Below are 15,944 nucleotides of genomic sequence, written 5' to 3'. Positions count from 1 at the left end.
TTTGTTTTTGACGCCAGTTGCTACAAGCGAGATAAATTACCAAGCCACTAGCTCACCAATGCCCAATTCCTTATTCATTCATATTACGGTAAGTGGCAACTGCTGAAGGCGATATCCGGTTCAAATATCGGAATATCCAGTATTTGAAAATGGTATCTAAAATCACTGGAAATGTAGCAATAAATAAGAAGATAAAATCTCGATTTGCTGGTAATCCCCAATGACGCGATACACCTTCTAGAAGTACTTCCCACCCATGAGGAGAGTGGAATCCTACAAATATATCGGTAAACAAAATGATGATAAATGCCTTGGCACTATCACTAAGTCCATAGACAATATTATCAAAGAAATCTTTGAGTATAGCAATAGAAGACTTGCTGACAACCAAAAGCCAGATAAAAGCACCCACGGAGAAAATATCTGCAAAAACATTTTTGATAGCATTAGAGCTTTCGTGACGAAATTTTTCAGCTAGCTCTACAGCCTTATGTGTCATTTCAATTTCCATCTGTTCAGACGACAGTGGAGGGGCATTTCTGATAAAATTCTCAAACTTGAGCTTTTCTTCAAATCCTTGTAATTCTGCAAGTGCTTCCTCTTCCATTTCTGAATTGAGGAATATCTGCATTTGCTCACTGCTTCTAAACCGTTCAACAGATGGTCCAACTACGAAAGTTTTTGCTATCTGATGCGTCAAAAGTGGTACGATAATTAATAATAAAATAAATCTGACAGATATTATTGTTCTTCTTTGAGCCTGACGAAAACTCTGAATTACTTCTTTTTCAGAGTTAGGATCTAATTCAACTTGTAGACGAGTGATAGTACTTAAAATAGAGCGCGGTAAAACGCCTGTTGTATCGACTTTACTCTGTTTTGGTTTTTTATGCAAGTCTTGAATTGGTATTTTTGGTGGTAACGTTGGAGTATTGACGAGCAACGACTTGTTGTCCGATATTACAGAGTTAACTGGTATATTTGCAGGTTTGACTACTAAAGCTTTAGAAGTTATTTGATCAGAATTTGTTGTGTATTTGGATATAACTTGATCGATAAAGTTTAGCTTTTCTAAAATTAAAGAAGGACTTGGATGCTCTATACCTGCTTTTTGAGCAGCTTTTTTATTTTCTTCATTTAGGAACCAACGGCTTGCTCTAAACTCTGTCAGCCGCATTCTGACAATTTTTAATAGCTTCTTGAGGTCTGACTCAAAATAATCCATCACACTGTTACTGTACATGGCTGAGTCAGTGTCTATTTTATTACCATTGAAATGCTTATTTTCTATTTCCTGAATCTTTAATGCTGCATCGTAAGCTTCATGTAAAGAACGTTCAGGAGTTTGTAAGTACCGTCGATAAGCAGCAAGTAAGAAGGAATAAATTTTTTGGCTAAAAACAGAGTTTTTCATTGCAGACAATCATCCAGCATTATTTGGTGATTCTTAACCTTAAGTTAACGCACAAGGTATACTAGCAAATCTACAAGGAGAAAGTTTGTGGTTTCTCATTCGGTTTGGATTGTTGGCACTAGCCGTAGTGGTAAGACGGCTCGCTTGGTAGAGCAATTTTGTAATTGGGTACAACCTGAAAAACAGCTTATTGAATCATTTTATACTAAAAAGCCTGGACGAAAAAAAGCCGAACGCATCCCGGAATTTTTATATCTTAAACAAACAGAGCCAGGAGTTTTAGTCTTAGCTGCCAATGATGATAATCGTCGAGAATTGGGAGATATAATTGTTACATCTACCTTGGGAAAATATCCAGTTCGTGCCAAGACACCGCTAGGTTTTTTCCAGGATGAAGTTATTTTATTTTGGCCGTTGCTAATTAACTCGTTGAGCCTGAAGGCACAGTTTCCGGTAAGATTGCGACCAGAAACGGAACAAGAGTTAGCAACCAAACTCTGGCGTCCCCAATTAGACGAAGAAATTTTACGGATTGCGGGAGTGAATGAGTCTCGATTGGTGCGTCGCATTCTAGACTTATTGCAATTAGCAGCTTACAGTGGTGTACGTTGCGAAGATATTGCCCAGATTTTGGCAAGGGGTCTGGGGGATAATACTACAACTTTAGAGCCGGAATTTCTAGCCTCTTTGCTCCTAGATTGGCGTAACTGGTGTTTAGAGAGGGGGTTACTAAGTTATGGAATTATTACCGAACTTTATAGTCAATATTTGTTAAGCGATCGCAATTACCAGCAGCACCTAACTAAACGCTATCAGGCGGTACTGGCGGATGATGTAGATGATTATCCTAGCGTAGCGCGTCTTTTGTTTGAGTTGTTGTTAGATCAAGGTGCAGTCGGGGCTTTTAGCTACAATCCCGATGGCGCAGTGCGATTGGGATTGGGAGCAGATCCCAACTATTTAGAAGGGTTAGCAGAGCGTTGCCGAGTAGAAATCTTAACCGGGCCGCCTTCAGAGTCCCTTGGTGAGGAACTTACTAAACAGATGGTGGAATTAGTCACAGAACCAATGGTACTGTTGAGTTTACCAAAAATGGTGCATTCAATTCAAACCACCTCCCGCGCCCAATTATTGCGGCAAACAGCAGAGGTAATTGCTAGTACCATCCAATCACAGCAAGTGCAAGCAGAACAAGTGGCGATTATTGCACCAGGTTTAGATGCGATCGCTCGTTATACTCTAGTAGAAATCCTGATCAAGCAAAACATCCAAATCCAATCGCTGAATGACCAACGTCCCTTAGTTAGTTCACCCGTCATTCGCGCCTTACTCACCATGCTGGCACTAGTTTATCCCGGCTTGGGACGCCTCGTAGATCGGGATGCTGTGGCAGAAATGCTGGTTGTATTGAGTAGGAAGCAACAAGCACCAGAAAACTCCTCACTCTTAACAGACGCAATTAATCCCGTCTCTACTGATATTGACCCGGTACGTGCTGGTTTAATTGCAGATTACTGCTTTGTACCACATCCTGATCGTCCCAACTTGCTACCAGTGTCAACCTTCGAGCGCTGGGATAGAATCGGCTATGCGGCTACTACAGCTTATAATGAGATATTACAGTGGTTAGAACAGCAGCGATCGCAACAAGAACTGCGTTTAATTCCCAGTCCCATTTCCCTTTTAGATAGGGCAATTCAGCGTTTTTTGTGGAATGGTAGCAATCTCCCCTATGAACAACTAGCAGCATTACGGGAATTATTAGAAACCGCCCAACACTACTGGGAAATTGACACCAGGTTACGGCAAGTTGCCCCAGATGAAACAACGCCTCACACAACTATTATCGAATTCATTCAACTACTGCGACGTGGTACAATTACCGCCAATCCTTACCCTGTACGCCCCATCGGTGGAGCCAGAAGGGCTGTCACCTTAGCAACTATATTTCAATATCGATCTAGTAGGCGATCGCACCGCTGGCATTTTTGGCTTGATGCTGGTTCACCCCTGTGGGCCAAAGGTGGCGCGGCGACTTTGTTTGGTGCGCCGTTTTTCCTGCGAGACAGGTTAGGCGAACCTTGGACAGCAGAAGATGAGAAATTGGCAGAAGAACAAAGATTGCAAAAGATTTTGACAGATTTACTGTCTCGTGTATCCGAGAGAGTTTATTTGTGTCACAGCGATTTAGCAGTAAATGGACAAGAACAACTAGGGCCGTTGTTACCTTTAGTGAATGCCTGTGTAACGCATTCCGTTATATAAAGCTTATCCAAAGTTTTCTAAATTCGCATAATAATTCATCCGCTATTTTAGCAGTTTCGTCTCAATTGTTATAAGTAATATCACTATTATTTTAGGTGTCCAATTCTTGAATAATGATAATAAAAAATGAGGATAGAGGGCGAGCGACTCTCGCCCTCTATCCTCCTCCAAAGTAGGGATTATCATTTTTTTGAGTATTTCAAATGATTGACAAAAGGCACTTTATCTTTACCTATCACGGATGCTGCTGGACTGTCCGTTCGCCGAAGAATGGCGGCTGGCTCAACGTCAACGTTGAGCAATCATCTGAGTGTTCTTTAAATAACCTTTGGTTCGCGGATATTTAACACGAACCACTCTTTTTTGTCCAAAGTTCAATAGTCGAGAACATTTATTATTTCTTCTCTACGACCAAAATTCAAAATTTATTTGCAAATTAAGATTGACTCAATATCATTTTATCAATCATATCTAATATATCCGGGTCTATAGTCATATCAAACTTCCTGGCAAATAATTTTTCGGATTCTCTAATTTTCTCAAAATCATTTTTTTCTAAAGTTTTGGGGTGACCGGAATAATCAATAGTCCACTCTAAATATGTTAAAGAAGTGTTAATAATTTTTTCCTGAAAAGGTGAATTTACAATTAGAATCTGGTAAAACAATTCATCTGGACAAAAAGTGTAATTAAAACGGTTAACAAACTTAGGGTTTTGCTTCACAAAATCATTTATCCATTTTATGCATTCTCCTGTTAAACACCAAAATGCTGAACCTCCATAAAGAGCAAAACCTTCAGGAAATTTACGTCTTTTCGGTACAAGCAAAAGCAACAATGAATACAAGAAAGAGTTAATACGAGATTTAAACTCACGCTTTTCAGGGATACGATAAATCTTATTGTTCCAACGGATATACCAACATTCTAATCTTGTTAAACCCCCATACCATAGAGCATAAGGTAGTGGAAAATACGTTATAAATTCTTTACCTTTATTCTCTTTAAAAAACTTTTTAATCTATTCATTTGACTTAATTAAATAGTCTTGACCCGATAAGTGTATAACATAATCGAAGTAAGTACCTGTTTCAACTATTGATTTTATTCCTTCAAGACTAGCTCTGACAATATCAAAACTTCCCCATGTTAAATGGTATCTCTTTATGAAAGAGACATTTGGAAAATTCTTGAGTTGAGTCAGTACCTGATGATAAAATTTATCATCAGCTTTTTTATCTATATGTATAAAAAATGAAACATCATCTGTGTTTAGTTTATAGATAAGACGTACTAATTGTTCCGGATATTTATGTGCCAAAATTACATATGCTATTTTCATAAAAACTGCCTTATTAGATAAATAAACTTTTTGAATATTATCTTTACTAAATTTACTATAATTTGCTAATAGTGAGCATAATAACCTATTTAAAAGACAAAAATATTTGTTTGTATATAGTAGTAATTGTCCCCTTTTTAATATTGAGATTTGGGGCTGATCTTTGCAACTTTCGGGACTGTGGTTGAATTGGAACAGGAGAATGATAAGGGACTTGATCACGCCTTAAGAGCAAAGGAATACTAAGAAACCCCAAAATTATTACTACTCCAGTCATTATCCAAACCATTAACCTACTTGGTCTATAATCTGCTCGTTCAATTTGCCAGAAAACTTGGTTGTATCGCCACGCGGCTAACGCAATAACCAAAATTCCAAAAATTACCAAAGCCAGACCCAAATTTTCTGAGTTGGACAATGGATTTACCGGAGGTTCTTGTTGAGTAAGAGCAATATTAAGCTGGCGCAAAAATATGCCAAATCGCGCAATCGCAAAACCAAAGCTAATCAATGCAATAGAAGTGCGTAGCCAAGCAAGAAAGGTCCGTTCGTTCGCTTGATGCTCCCTTTGACGGTCAATTTTCGGTATTTTATCCATCTTGTGACGCCAAGTTCCCCTTGATATAGCATTAATTAGTGAAACAAACACCCAGACGCATCTGTAAGGGTCAACACAATCCAGCGAGGACTTTGAGAAAACCCCAAGCGATCGCTAGAATCTTTACAATAGTAAATAAGGTAAAGATGTATATCAGAGTCAAAATCAATGGCGTTATTTGGATTTGGCAAAAAGCAAGTTATGCCCACGCCTGAGGAAGCTTTGTCAGGAAGGGCACAGTCTATGTCAGTACCCGCTGCTCATTATGTCAACAAGAATCCCCTGAAACCTCCTTTTCCCGATGGATTAGAGAAAGCAATCTTTGGCTTGGGTTGTTTTTGGGGTGCAGAACGTAAATTCTGGCAACTTAAAGGAGTTTACACCACCGCAGTGGGTTACGCTGCTGGGTTAACACCCAACCCCACCTATGAAGAGGTATGTAGTGGGCGAACCGGTCACAATGAAGTGGTGTTGGTTGTGTTTGATCCCAAAGTGATTAGTTATTCTGAACTGCTCAAAGTATTCTGGGAAAGCCACAATCCTACCCAAGGGATGCGCCAAGGTAATGATGCTGGCACTCAGTATCGTTCGGGAATTTATGTATATTCTGAAAGTCAAAAGCAGCTAGCAGAAGCATCGCGGTCAGCTTATCAACAAGCTCTCAACGGTGCAGGTTATGGCAAGATTACTACAGAAATCCTGGATGCACCTGAATTCTACTACGCAGAAGCTTACCATCAGCAATACCTTGCTAAAAATCCCAACGGGTATTGTGGTTTAGGAGGGACAAACGTATCTTGTCCCGTGGGCGTAGTTGAATCGCAAGTGAGTGGATAGAAATGTACTAGTAAATTACAGATGTGTATTTGTGTCAATCTAGAATCAAAACCCTTTTAAAACCTCGTTTCCAGCCAAAGGCTGGAAATGCTTTTCAATTGCGGCTCTGCCGCTAGTAAGGGAGGCGGAGCCTCACAATAGGCATTCCCAGTCAGAGACTGGGAACGAGACTACCAGACAACGCGGTTTATAACCGCTGATTTCACTAAGTTGATTAAAGTGCAGCTTTGAGCAAAGCGATCGCTGCGACCCACAATACAATACTAATAGGCGCTCCAATTAGTATACCAGCGATCGCCCACCCTCTTTGATGGGCTTTGAATTGTTCAATACTGTGCCACCGTCTACTTTTCCAAGCCCATTCATTGCCTTTGGCACCGAGTGCGATCGCCATGAACCCCGAAATCTGGGGTATAAAACAGAATAGCCCATACCATACTTGATTCGGCCACATCCACAACCAAGGCATGAGAAACGCGCCCCAGTTCCAACCAAGAATTTCCTCTGGGACTGTTTCATTGTGATTATTTATCCCGCACCCAGAATTATTGATTATTTCTTTTAGCGGTAAAAGCTGATTCTTATTTGCAGATTTGACAGCTAAACCAGATTTGAGAGTACTTAGCGCTTGACTAGCACTAGTAAATCGTTGTTCGGGAGCGGGTTCTATCAACTTTTGTAGCCAACTGACAAAACTAGGACTGAGGTTAACTCGGTCTGTAAATTGCAGTCGTAAATCTTGCTGGGGTAAATCAGAGGGGGAAGTCCCAGTTAACAAATGAATTAAAGTTGCACCCAGTGCATAAAGGTCTGAAGCTGGAACCGCCCGACCACCAAATTGTTCCATTGGGGCATAACCATAGGTACCCACAACGGTAAAAGTAACGCCCTCTCTTGCCGCTTTATCCTGAACTGCGCCAAAATCAACTAAATAAATCCGATTATCTTCACCCCAAATTAAATTACTCGGTTTAATATCTCTATGTAAAACCCCTGGATTCAACTCATGTAGATACATGAGAATATTTAAAATCTCATCGGCGATTTTTCTAGCTCGCTTTTCAGTAAACCTTTTGCCAAGAGCAAGTTTTTCCTTAAGCGACTCACCAGGAATATATTCTTGGATTAAGCCAAACCAGAGTGTGCGATCGTCGATACAAAAATAATCTATATATCGAGGAATCTGGGGATGATTTAGCTGTTTAAGAATTTGTGCTTCCCTCTCAAAAAGTTTCAGGTCATCCCACTGTACAGTACCGCCAAAGGCCAAAAGTTTGACCACAACTGTCGAATTTTCGCCATCCGAGGCTTGTAAATCCAATGCTTGCCAAGTTTGACGAATTCCATTGTTGCCGAGTTGGCGCTGGATTTGATAACGGTCTTGTAATATCTGTTCTGGTTGCAGCATCTGACACCTGCTGGCAATTTACGCTGATCTGATTTCCTTATTATTTAAGGATAGTCATTATTTAAGAAAACTGTGTGAGCCAGATAATTTATTGAAAAAGGAATACCTAAGCCGTGAGAAAATTAGAACACTCGATGAATTTGAAGAAGAGTATTTCCGCAAGCACCCGGAAGAAATCCACAATTATTTGACCGAGAATTTTTCAGGAATATTCAGAAAATAACGATTCTGGCGCATTATTGTCCGTGTACAGCAAATTAATCAAGTAGCAGAGCAAATAAGTATGACGACACGAAGGGGGTTCCAAAAAGTGTCAGTAGAGGAGACAGCAATATGAGCCAGAAGCTAGTACCAGCAATAATACCAACACCAGGAAAAATTTTAAGTCGAAAAATAGAAGCCCGTGGCTGGACACAGAAAGATTTAGCAGAAATTATGGGGCGTCCAGTTCAAACCATCAATGAAATTATTCAGGGAAGCAAGCAAATTACACCTGAAACAGCTATCGAACTCTCCCAAGCCTTGGGTACTTCTTTTAAGTTTTAGACAAATCTTGAAGCAAAGTATCAATTTCATCTAGTGGTTTCCCAAAAAACTTGAATTGATAGGCATTACAGTCTTTTGGTCTTGCTCTCTTGTTTTACTAAAACTAGTATGATAAAGTACATTTGTTTAATATCAAGCTAAGGAGATACTTAATGTTTAGTAATGAGCCTTGGGGTAAAGTCTTAAAAACTTTTGGTGGTTTGGCTGTTGGCATTGCAAGTATTAGTACAGTTAACTACTTAAACAGTGACCATGTAGCTTTAGCGACATCAAATTCTTCTAAACTCCAGAACAGCAATCAGTTAACTATTAGCAAAGGCAAAAGTAGCTCAGAAAATCTACTAATTGCTCAGGTTCCTTCTATTACTCGAACAATTAATGGTGCAGTAGTTACGGCATATCCACTTTACCGTTACTATAATCCATCAATTGCTGACCACTTTTATACGGTTAATTTTGGTGAACTAGGAAATGGTAAGGGCGGATATATCTCAGAAGGAATTGCCGCCTATATTTCTAAACTACCATCCGCTGGAACTCTTCCTCTATATAGATATTACAGCTCCGCAGCTACAGACCACTTCTACACTACTAATTTTAGTGAGCTAGGTGGTGGTAAGAATGGGTATGTGTTTGAAGGTATTGCAGGTTATATTTATCCTAGACCTATTACAAATACTCTTCCTGTCTATCGATATTACAGCTCCGCAGCTACAGACCACTTCTACACTACTAATTTTAGTGAGCTAGGTGGTGGTAAGAATGGGTATGTATTTGAAGGTATTGCAGGTTACGTTATCCCCTCTAAGTAAGAGGTCATCATGCCCAATATCGAATACGACTGTGTAAGGCACAGGCTTTGAAAAAAGCAAGCAGCACTGTCTCAAATGTTGAATTAAAGTTTTTATGCAAAAATTTTAATTCAACATTATTAGTACACCAAAAAGTTCTGCGATCGCACAAACTCCATCGATAATGCCTGTTAATCAATAAGTAGTAGAAAAGCCTTTTCTGGGAAAGCGATTGAAGAATTTGCTCAAAATTAAAATAGATATCCAGGCATAATTCTTGGTCGCTTACATTATGATGAATTAGTTCACTATAAAAATTTGAGGAAGTAACTCGTTAGAGTTAGCCCAATTTTAGATTATTCTACAGATAATTTTTGCGATAGTAGGCTTGATATTCCGCAGATAGCAGAGGTTCCCACCAATTACGATGATTGAGATACCATTCAACAGTTAAACGTAAACCCTCAACAATCGTTACTGAAGGTGTCCAACCAAGCTGAGTTTTAATTTTGTTGGCATTAATTGCATATCTTCTGTCATGTCCCTGTCTATCTTTGACAAAAGTAATCAATTGCTCTGCTGGACGTACTGGTAAATCAGGTGCTAATTCATCCATCATCTGACACAAAAGTTGCACGAGGTTAATATTTTCTACCTCATTATTGCCACCAATATTATATGTTTCCCCTGGTTTACCATGATTAATTACCGCATCCAGAGCCAAACAATGATCGCCCACATAAAGCCAATCCCGCACATTTTTACCATCACCATAAACAGGTAATTGTTTCCCTATCAAAGTGTTGATGCACATCAGGGGAATTAGTTTTTCGGGAAATTGATAAGAACCGTAATTATTAGAGCAATTTGTGATAATGGTTGGAAATTTATAAGTATGATAATAAGCACGCACTAAATGGTCACTACCAGCTTTCGAGGCTGAATAGGGACTATTGGGAGCGTAAGGTGTAGTTTCACAAAAAGCCGCATCATCTGCACCTAGACTACCGTAGACTTCATCCGTAGAAACGTGCAGGAAACGATAATCAGATGGCTCTGCTTTTGCCTCCCAATGTTGCCGAAAAGCTTCCAGTAGCGTGAAAGTTCCCACCACATTAGTTTGCACAAAAGCTGCTGGCCCCAGAATTGAACGATCAACATGAGATTCAGCGGCAAAATGGGCGATGGTATCTATATTTTCAGATGCTAGTAACTGATCTACAATGGTGCGATCGCAAATATCCCCCTGCACAAACCGAAAATTCTCTCTTCCCTCAACCAGCGCTAAATTCAGACGATTTCCCGCATAGGTAAGAGCATCCAACACCACCACCCGGTCATCTGGATAAACTCGACACCAGTGATGCACAAAATTCGCCCCAATAAACCCCGCACCCCCAGTAACTAATAACCGCCGATTCATCCAATTGCCTCTCTGGTCTCTGTATTCTCAGCGTCTGGAGCAGTAACCTGCGGCAAGCCGCTACGCGTCTACGTTTCTATTACTTAAAATATTTCTTCCTCAGCTTACCGTATATCCTCTGTGCAAATAACTTTACTATACGTATTCTCGTCAAACTCTTAATATTAGATGGCTGCTGCATAGTATGATCAAAGAATTCATTTAACTCATTTAGAATAACTCGGAAACGATTAATAATATTTTCAGTTCGATACTCAGCCAAAAACTCTTCAGATAAACTAAAAGCTACTGAAGTATCAATCACCTCTAGAATCCGCTGGACATCATATTCTTGTGAATATCCAGCAATTTTATAGCAATTAAATCCAGGATCTAAATAATCTGCCAGTCCACCATTGACACTAGAAAATACTTGACAACCACAGGCAAGAGCTTCCATTGGTTGCAGACCAAATCCTTCACTAACACGCTGTTGTGCCCAGTACTCAGCGGAATCATAAAGGTAAACCTTAACTCGGTTGAATAGTCCAGGTAAATCCTCTACATAAGAGTCAACAACCAATACTTTACAACGTTTTTGCAAAGCTGGAATTAATTCTTTGATTAAATACTCAGAAGATTTCCGAGCCTGAACTAAAACATCAATATCCCGTTCAATACCTAAATTTTGAAACTCATCAGAAATTTGATTGGGCAAATAATAAATGAGAGAATTGGGTGATTTTTCTCCCCAATATCCCATTGTATAACGGCTAACAGTAATGATCGGAATACTTGCAGGTAGTCTAAATGGATAACCTGCACTATGTGCATGGTAAACTACATTGTATTGCTTGAGTTTAGCCACGAGTTGAGCTATATCAAATCCCCAACTGATGACAAAAATTACATTACTTAAATTTTTCTCTTTTAGCAAATCATCAATAAAAAGCTTACCTTTTTCCCGTTGACGGTAAGTTACAACATCAGCACTACAGAACTGCTGAACTAGATTAAGTGCTTTTAACTCAGCCCAAAGGCCACCACAAGCAAATTTGCCATCTGTACCGGGGAGCAAGAAGTAAAGTTTTCTCATAATTTTATTAGGGGAGTGGGTACTTGTACTGAGCAGATCTACAGGCTCACTGTGAGACGTTGCCGTAAAGCCTACGGCATAGCTACGCTTAGGGCGCAGCCTCTGGTAGAGTTGTATTGGGCATTGGGCAAGGGGAAGAAGAAAAATTACTTCTTTCCTCTCTGCTCCCAGCAAGAACTGCCCCTCTGCCTCTTGCTCTCTTCAGTCTTGCCAGCCCACTTTAACAAAATGTGCCTCACGCCCCAAAACGTCGCGTGTACGGGTAATATTTTCAATTGCTAGGTTAAAAGGAATGGCAGTTGTTAGGTAACGCTGTGCTATAGAACCTAAATCAGGTGCGAGTTCAGCGGCTGTCGTCGCTGCTAACCCCAAACCTATAATTTGCTCGATTGGTCGAAATGGTAGCAACAGATGTACACCGACAGCTAGTCCAGCTGTTAAGAACATTGCTACTGATAAATTTGTGCCGCAACGGGGATGTACAGCCAAATCCCATTCTCCACTGGTGAGGCGATGTCGAGCAATTGTAACCGCACGCCGCAAATCACTAATATTTACTTCACCATAGAGGTAGAATCCCTGCTCAGTAGATAAACCGCCTAATAGTTCGTTATCTAGTTGAACGTCACTAGGTTCTCTTTTGCCAGGATAGGCACTTTTTGATTCGCTAAGAACCCAAACAGTAGCGTGTTCTAAGGCGTGAACCTGCCGGATAATCAAAATTTCTTTCAACCCTGGAATAAACGATAGCTGCCTCAGTAAGTCGGCATCTTGTGTGGGTTGTGGAAAGTCTAAGGATCGGTATTCTGGGGTCGAAACTTTCTCAGATACAAATGTCGTAAGATCAAACTTAAAAAATTCAAAGGGAGACGAGCCACTCTGAAAAGAAGCAGAAGTATTCATTGGAACACTGCTCTCCAAGCCGATGGAGCAACATAGATTTCTTTCAAATGTAACGCTTGCACCACTGAATTGTTGCTAATTTTTGTGGGTGATTGTTGAGTTTGGGCATTGACACGCATGAGCAATGCTGCGCCCCTAATACAGATGTAATTTTCAAATAATCCATATTTGGTCTTTCCTGTCAATGCCTAAGTCCTATAATTATTCTCCTGTGCCCCTGTGCGTAAGTTCTAAATCTGTTCTGCTGAATTTGGAAAGGAATTCTGATCTTTATAGTTTCCGAGTCCGAGGGTCAGCTGGCTCCACTAACATAAACTCCGGCTGAATGAAGGACTCGGAACTTTTGGTAGAGTATTCACACTGAAAACTTAGGCGTGAGGAGGGGAAAAATCAGTAAACCTGAAAATTGGCTTGTCAGTATACCAGACCAGACCAGAGCAATTACGTTGCTACTAAATAAATTGTTTATTCGATCTGGTTAGGCAGAAGACAGCAATTAACATCATTCAAACAGACTTTTCCCCACTGTAAAGCCCAGCGGACAAGAGCTACTCGATTTTCTGTCTGGGTCTTAGTGAGAATATTACTGATATGGTTATCAACTGTACGCTTGCTAATCTCCAGTTTTCCTGCAATCTCTTGGTTAGTTAAGCCAGTGGCCACTAAGTCGATAATTTGCAGTTCTCTGTCTGACAGACTAACGGGGGTCTCAGACTTGCCACCAGCCATGACTATTTCTATCCTCGCTTGGTATATGTACTTAATCGCTCTTTCTAATTCTAGAAGATTCTTTTGTTGGTAGGGGTTTCAAGTGTTAGCAGTAATACCATTGTCAATATTTTCTTTGGATTTCAAGTTGGCAAAAATATAAATCATGACAATAGATAAGTACTATATAACACTTATTTATTTTAAAAAGCTAGTGAAAATATTTAGATATTTAGGCGATGCTCAGAAGCATATAGATGTTATGGAGTAGTAAAAATTGCTATTTAATTCTATGAAGGACTGGCGACAGATTAGCAAAAATTATTGTAGATTTTATACTGTAAATTCCTAATCCCAAATCGAAATCTAAAATTAAAAATGAGATGAGCAATCCCCGTGTTTTGTGCCTTGGTGAAATTTTGTTTGATTGTTTAGCCGATCAATTGGGGCTAAAGCTGGAAGAAGTGAAATCTTGGACTCCCTACCCAGGAGGGGCACCAGCTAACGTAGCCTGTGCTTTAGTCAAGCTGGGGACATCAGCCGGCTTTATCGGAGCCATTGGCGAAGATGAACCAGGGAATGCACTGGTCAAGTTATTACAAGATGTAGGTGTAGGGACGACGGGAGTACAACGCCATCCCACAGCACCAACGCGGCAAGTTTATGTTACACGGGATCTGGCTGGCGATCGCACCTTCGCTGGATTTGGTCAGTATGATACCGCAGAATTTGCTGATACTTGTTTGCAAGCTAAACAATTGCCAAATTCGTTGTTTCAAGAGGCAGATTTTCTGGTTTTGGGTACTTTGGAATTAGCCTATCCTGAAAGTGAACAGGCAATTTACCACGCTCTAGAGTTAGCAGAACATTACGACTTAAAGATTGTGCTAGATGTCAACTGGCGTCCTGTATTTTGGGACGAGCCAAACATTGCTCATCAAAAAATTCCAGAATTATTTAAGCGAGTCGATTTCCTCAAACTCTCCAAAGAAGAAGCTGAATGGCTATTTGAAAGCGTAGATCCCGGAGCCATCACTTACCGTCTGGGTTCAATTGAAGGAGTATTAGTGACAGATGGTGAAAACGGTTGCACCTACTGTCTGGGTGAGAACGAAGGCAAATTATCTGCGTTTTCCATCCCCGTAGTTGATACAACTGGTGCAGGTGATAGCTTTTTGGCAGGATTCATCCACCAACTGAGTCAGCACGGCATCCACAGCTTACGAGATGCAGAAACAGCAAAACGCATTGTCACATATGCCAGTGCTGTTGGAGCGCTGACTACCATTAAAGCAGGTGCGATCGCTTCCCAACCTACAAATGCTCAAGTCGAAGCTTTTCTAGCCGCAAATCAGCTCTAGGAACTAGCATAAGCCACTGGGATATCAGCTACCAAAGGCTGATACTCCCAACTAGAAAATGGACGAAAATTCTCATGCCATTCTGCGGTCATATTGCACAATAAACGTAGTTGGAGAGGTGTCGGTACTGGGTTAACGCGCTCAACATGTACTTTTACAAGTTCGGGATTTTTGTTCTTGAGTTTAAAAACATCATCTACAATATACCGAGGGCAATAACCTACGATGTAATGATCCTCAGTGCATAAGAGTAATGCACGCGGGTCATAGGGATTTTGAAATTCGTTAGCTAAATATAATACTTCACCCGTTTGTAATTGATTAATTCGCTCAGTTGCACAAGCAGGAAGATGCCGCAGTCCATGTGCAAAAAAATGGATATGGTATAAATTATTTTCATCTGGTTCTGGACAGGGGAAAACCTCAAAATAATCTGTTACCTTGCGTCCACCACTCCGAGAAAGAATACTAACTGGATCGTCTTCACCTTCCAGAATATTTAGTGATTCAATATAAGCTTTGTAGTCAGGGCGAGAGCGTCGCATTAATCGATTAGAAAACAAGGGAAAAAGTTCAACTGATGTGTATTCTTTGTTTAAGTATGGGAAGGAATACAATAGCTGAAAATTATGTTCGGTTTGAGCCTTTACAGCACCTTGCGTATATACAAATTGATATTTTTTCCCGTCAAATGTTAAGCGACCAATGGGAAGCCAAGCCCGACTTTTAGGATCTTGCCAAGCTAAAAAAAGTGTTTTCATAGTAGGGTGTCCAGCAGCTTACTTTGATTTAACTCCAATATCTTTTGTGCAAATTCAATTGCTGTTTGCGATATGCGATTAGATGGAATACGCTCAAAAAGCTCTAACGTATCATTGCTTGACACCCTTGCTAGATTATTTAACCATACCTTCGCTGCATCTGGACACCGTTGTTGCGCTTTACAAAATGCATTAAAAGTCTTGAGGGTTTTTTGATCACCAACTCTAGCATACAACGCAGAATTGCATTTTTGCACATAGGCTTGGACAGAAAAGCCAGCATCCTTTGTGGTTAACCTGGTTTTCCTATTAAAATCAGACTCTATCCTACCGAGACAAGAGGCGTGGTCATAAGTTGGTGCTAGATAAATCTTCTCTTGTAAACTGATGAATGCCCAATTTTCATGGTGTCGATCGTTACAGCATTTACGGGTGTTATGAGGTACAGTAGCAGCAACTAGCAAACCAGTTTCTTAAATGTTGAGGATTTATTAAGCCGAGTGCAACTGAGA

At 40.3% G+C, this 15,944-nt stretch carries 15 protein-coding genes and 1 pseudogene; 5 read left to right on the top strand and 11 right to left on the bottom strand.

Annotated elements, in window-relative coordinates:
• Positions 1 to 70 precede the first annotated feature (70 nt).
• Positions 71 to 1,423, bottom strand: a complete 1,353-nt coding sequence (locus V7K21_RS26230; RefSeq protein ID WP_335178412.1) for a proton extrusion protein PcxA — start codon at positions 1,421 to 1,423, stop codon at positions 71 to 73.
• A gap of 78 nt (positions 1,424 to 1,501) precedes the next feature.
• Here V7K21_RS26230 and V7K21_RS26225 point away from each other — a divergent pair, with 78 nt between their 5' ends.
• Entirely contained in the window at positions 1,502 to 3,679 is a 2,178-nt protein-coding gene (locus tag V7K21_RS26225) for a recombinase family protein (RefSeq protein ID WP_335178410.1), read from the top strand.
• Between the two features lie 436 nt (positions 3,680 to 4,115).
• Here the strand turns inward: V7K21_RS26225 and V7K21_RS26220 are convergent.
• Together V7K21_RS26220 and V7K21_RS26215 are read right to left on the bottom strand one after the other, a co-directional pair.
• Positions 4,116 to 5,021, bottom strand: a pseudogene (locus V7K21_RS26220) (beta-1,6-N-acetylglucosaminyltransferase).
• A gap of 85 nt (positions 5,022 to 5,106) precedes the next feature.
• Positions 5,107 to 5,619: a YidH family protein gene (locus V7K21_RS26215; protein WP_442948924.1), complete on the bottom strand. Its 513-nt coding sequence runs from the start codon at positions 5,617 to 5,619 to the stop codon at positions 5,107 to 5,109.
• 168 nt (positions 5,620 to 5,787) lie between these two features.
• Between V7K21_RS26215 and msrA the strand changes: the two genes are divergently transcribed.
• A complete protein-coding gene (gene msrA / locus V7K21_RS26210; RefSeq protein WP_335178408.1) occupies positions 5,788 to 6,456 on the top strand; it encodes a peptide-methionine (S)-S-oxide reductase MsrA in 669 nt (222 codons plus the stop codon).
• Between the two features lie 214 nt (positions 6,457 to 6,670).
• Here the strand turns inward: msrA and V7K21_RS26205 are convergent, their stop codons facing one another.
• Complete coding sequence (locus V7K21_RS26205; RefSeq protein ID WP_335178406.1) at positions 6,671 to 7,864, bottom strand: serine/threonine protein kinase; 1,194 nt, start codon at positions 7,862 to 7,864, stop codon at positions 6,671 to 6,673.
• A gap of 333 nt (positions 7,865 to 8,197) precedes the next feature.
• Here V7K21_RS26205 and V7K21_RS26200 point away from each other — a divergent pair, with 333 nt between their 5' ends.
• Both V7K21_RS26200 and V7K21_RS26195 read left to right on the top strand, forming a co-directional pair.
• Positions 8,198 to 8,410, top strand: coding sequence for a helix-turn-helix transcriptional regulator (locus V7K21_RS26200; protein ID WP_335178404.1), 213 nt, complete (start codon positions 8,198 to 8,200; stop codon positions 8,408 to 8,410).
• 152 nt (positions 8,411 to 8,562) lie between these two features.
• A complete protein-coding gene (locus V7K21_RS26195; protein ID WP_335178401.1) occupies positions 8,563 to 9,222 on the top strand; it encodes a hypothetical protein in 660 nt (219 codons plus the stop codon).
• 340 nt (positions 9,223 to 9,562) lie between these two features.
• On the opposite strand, the gene rfbB is transcribed toward V7K21_RS26195, so the two are convergent.
• The 5 genes from rfbB to V7K21_RS26170 all read right to left on the bottom strand — a co-directional run bounded on the left by rfbB (position 9,563) and on the right by V7K21_RS26170 (position 13,331).
• Complete coding sequence (rfbB, locus tag V7K21_RS26190) at positions 9,563 to 10,624, bottom strand: dTDP-glucose 4,6-dehydratase (protein ID WP_335178398.1); 1,062 nt, start codon at positions 10,622 to 10,624, stop codon at positions 9,563 to 9,565.
• 79 nt (positions 10,625 to 10,703) lie between these two features.
• A complete protein-coding gene (locus tag V7K21_RS26185; protein ID WP_335178396.1) occupies positions 10,704 to 11,699 on the bottom strand; it encodes a glycosyltransferase in 996 nt (331 codons plus the stop codon).
• Positions 11,700 to 11,900: 201 nt separating this feature from the next.
• On the bottom strand, positions 11,901 to 12,602 hold the full coding sequence (locus tag V7K21_RS26180; protein WP_335178394.1) for a DUF6391 domain-containing protein: 702 nt from the start codon (positions 12,600 to 12,602) through the stop codon (positions 11,901 to 11,903).
• Positions 12,599 to 12,787: a hypothetical protein gene (locus V7K21_RS26175; RefSeq protein ID WP_335178392.1), complete on the bottom strand. Its 189-nt coding sequence runs from the start codon at positions 12,785 to 12,787 to the stop codon at positions 12,599 to 12,601. The genes V7K21_RS26180 and V7K21_RS26175 overlap by 4 nt, the downstream gene beginning before the upstream one ends.
• Positions 12,788 to 13,067: 280 nt before the next feature.
• On the bottom strand, positions 13,068 to 13,331 hold the full coding sequence (locus V7K21_RS26170) for a helix-turn-helix domain-containing protein (protein ID WP_273766227.1): 264 nt from the start codon (positions 13,329 to 13,331) through the stop codon (positions 13,068 to 13,070).
• Positions 13,332 to 13,693: 362 nt separating this feature from the next.
• On the opposite strand from V7K21_RS26170, the gene V7K21_RS26165 reads away from it, so the two are divergent.
• Positions 13,694 to 14,671, top strand: coding sequence for a carbohydrate kinase family protein (locus V7K21_RS26165; RefSeq protein WP_335178390.1), 978 nt, complete (start codon positions 13,694 to 13,696; stop codon positions 14,669 to 14,671).
• On the opposite strand, the gene V7K21_RS26160 is transcribed toward V7K21_RS26165, so the two are convergent.
• Both V7K21_RS26160 and V7K21_RS26155 read right to left on the bottom strand, forming a co-directional pair.
• Entirely contained in the window at positions 14,668 to 15,432 is a 765-nt protein-coding gene (locus V7K21_RS26160; protein WP_335178388.1) for an HIRAN domain-containing protein, read from the bottom strand. The two genes, V7K21_RS26165 and V7K21_RS26160, sit on opposite strands and share 4 nt — an antisense overlap.
• Complete coding sequence (locus tag V7K21_RS26155; RefSeq protein ID WP_335178386.1) at positions 15,429 to 15,896, bottom strand: hypothetical protein; 468 nt, start codon at positions 15,894 to 15,896, stop codon at positions 15,429 to 15,431. Before V7K21_RS26155 ends, V7K21_RS26160 begins: the two co-directional genes overlap by 4 nt.
• Positions 15,897 to 15,944 lie beyond the last annotated feature (48 nt).

This window comes from Nostoc sp. (genome assembly GCF_036919595.1).
GTDB lineage: Bacteria > Cyanobacteriota > Cyanobacteriia > Cyanobacteriales > Nostocaceae > Nostoc.
The sequence above is the reverse complement of the archived record's forward strand: the minus strand, read 5'-3'. Positions and strand labels throughout refer to the sequence as shown.

Excerpts from the sequence above, each read along its gene's own strand:
- V7K21_RS26170 (WP_273766227.1), bottom strand. The coding sequence starts at position 13,331 with ATGGCTGGTGGCAAGTCTGAGACCCCCGTTAGTCTGTCAGACAGAGAA.
- rfbB (WP_335178398.1), bottom strand. The coding sequence starts at position 10,624 with ATGAATCGGCGGTTATTAGTTACTGGGGGTGCGGGGTTTATTGGGGCG.
- V7K21_RS26215 (WP_442948924.1), bottom strand. The coding sequence starts at position 5,619 with ATGGATAAAATACCGAAAATTGACCGTCAAAGGGAGCATCAAGCGAAC.
- V7K21_RS26205 (WP_335178406.1), bottom strand. The coding sequence starts at position 7,864 with ATGCTGCAACCAGAACAGATATTACAAGACCGTTATCAAATCCAGCGC.
- V7K21_RS26195 (WP_335178401.1), top strand. The coding sequence starts at position 8,563 with ATGTTTAGTAATGAGCCTTGGGGTAAAGTCTTAAAAACTTTTGGTGGT.
- V7K21_RS26185 (WP_335178396.1), bottom strand. The coding sequence starts at position 11,699 with ATGAGAAAACTTTACTTCTTGCTCCCCGGTACAGATGGCAAATTTGCT.
- V7K21_RS26160 (WP_335178388.1), bottom strand. The coding sequence starts at position 15,432 with ATGAAAACACTTTTTTTAGCTTGGCAAGATCCTAAAAGTCGGGCTTGG.
- V7K21_RS26180 (WP_335178394.1), bottom strand. The coding sequence starts at position 12,602 with ATGAATACTTCTGCTTCTTTTCAGAGTGGCTCGTCTCCCTTTGAATTT.
- V7K21_RS26165 (WP_335178390.1), top strand. The coding sequence starts at position 13,694 with ATGAGCAATCCCCGTGTTTTGTGCCTTGGTGAAATTTTGTTTGATTGT.
- msrA (WP_335178408.1), top strand. The coding sequence starts at position 5,788 with ATGGCGTTATTTGGATTTGGCAAAAAGCAAGTTATGCCCACGCCTGAG.
- V7K21_RS26200 (WP_335178404.1), top strand. The coding sequence starts at position 8,198 with ATGAGCCAGAAGCTAGTACCAGCAATAATACCAACACCAGGAAAAATT.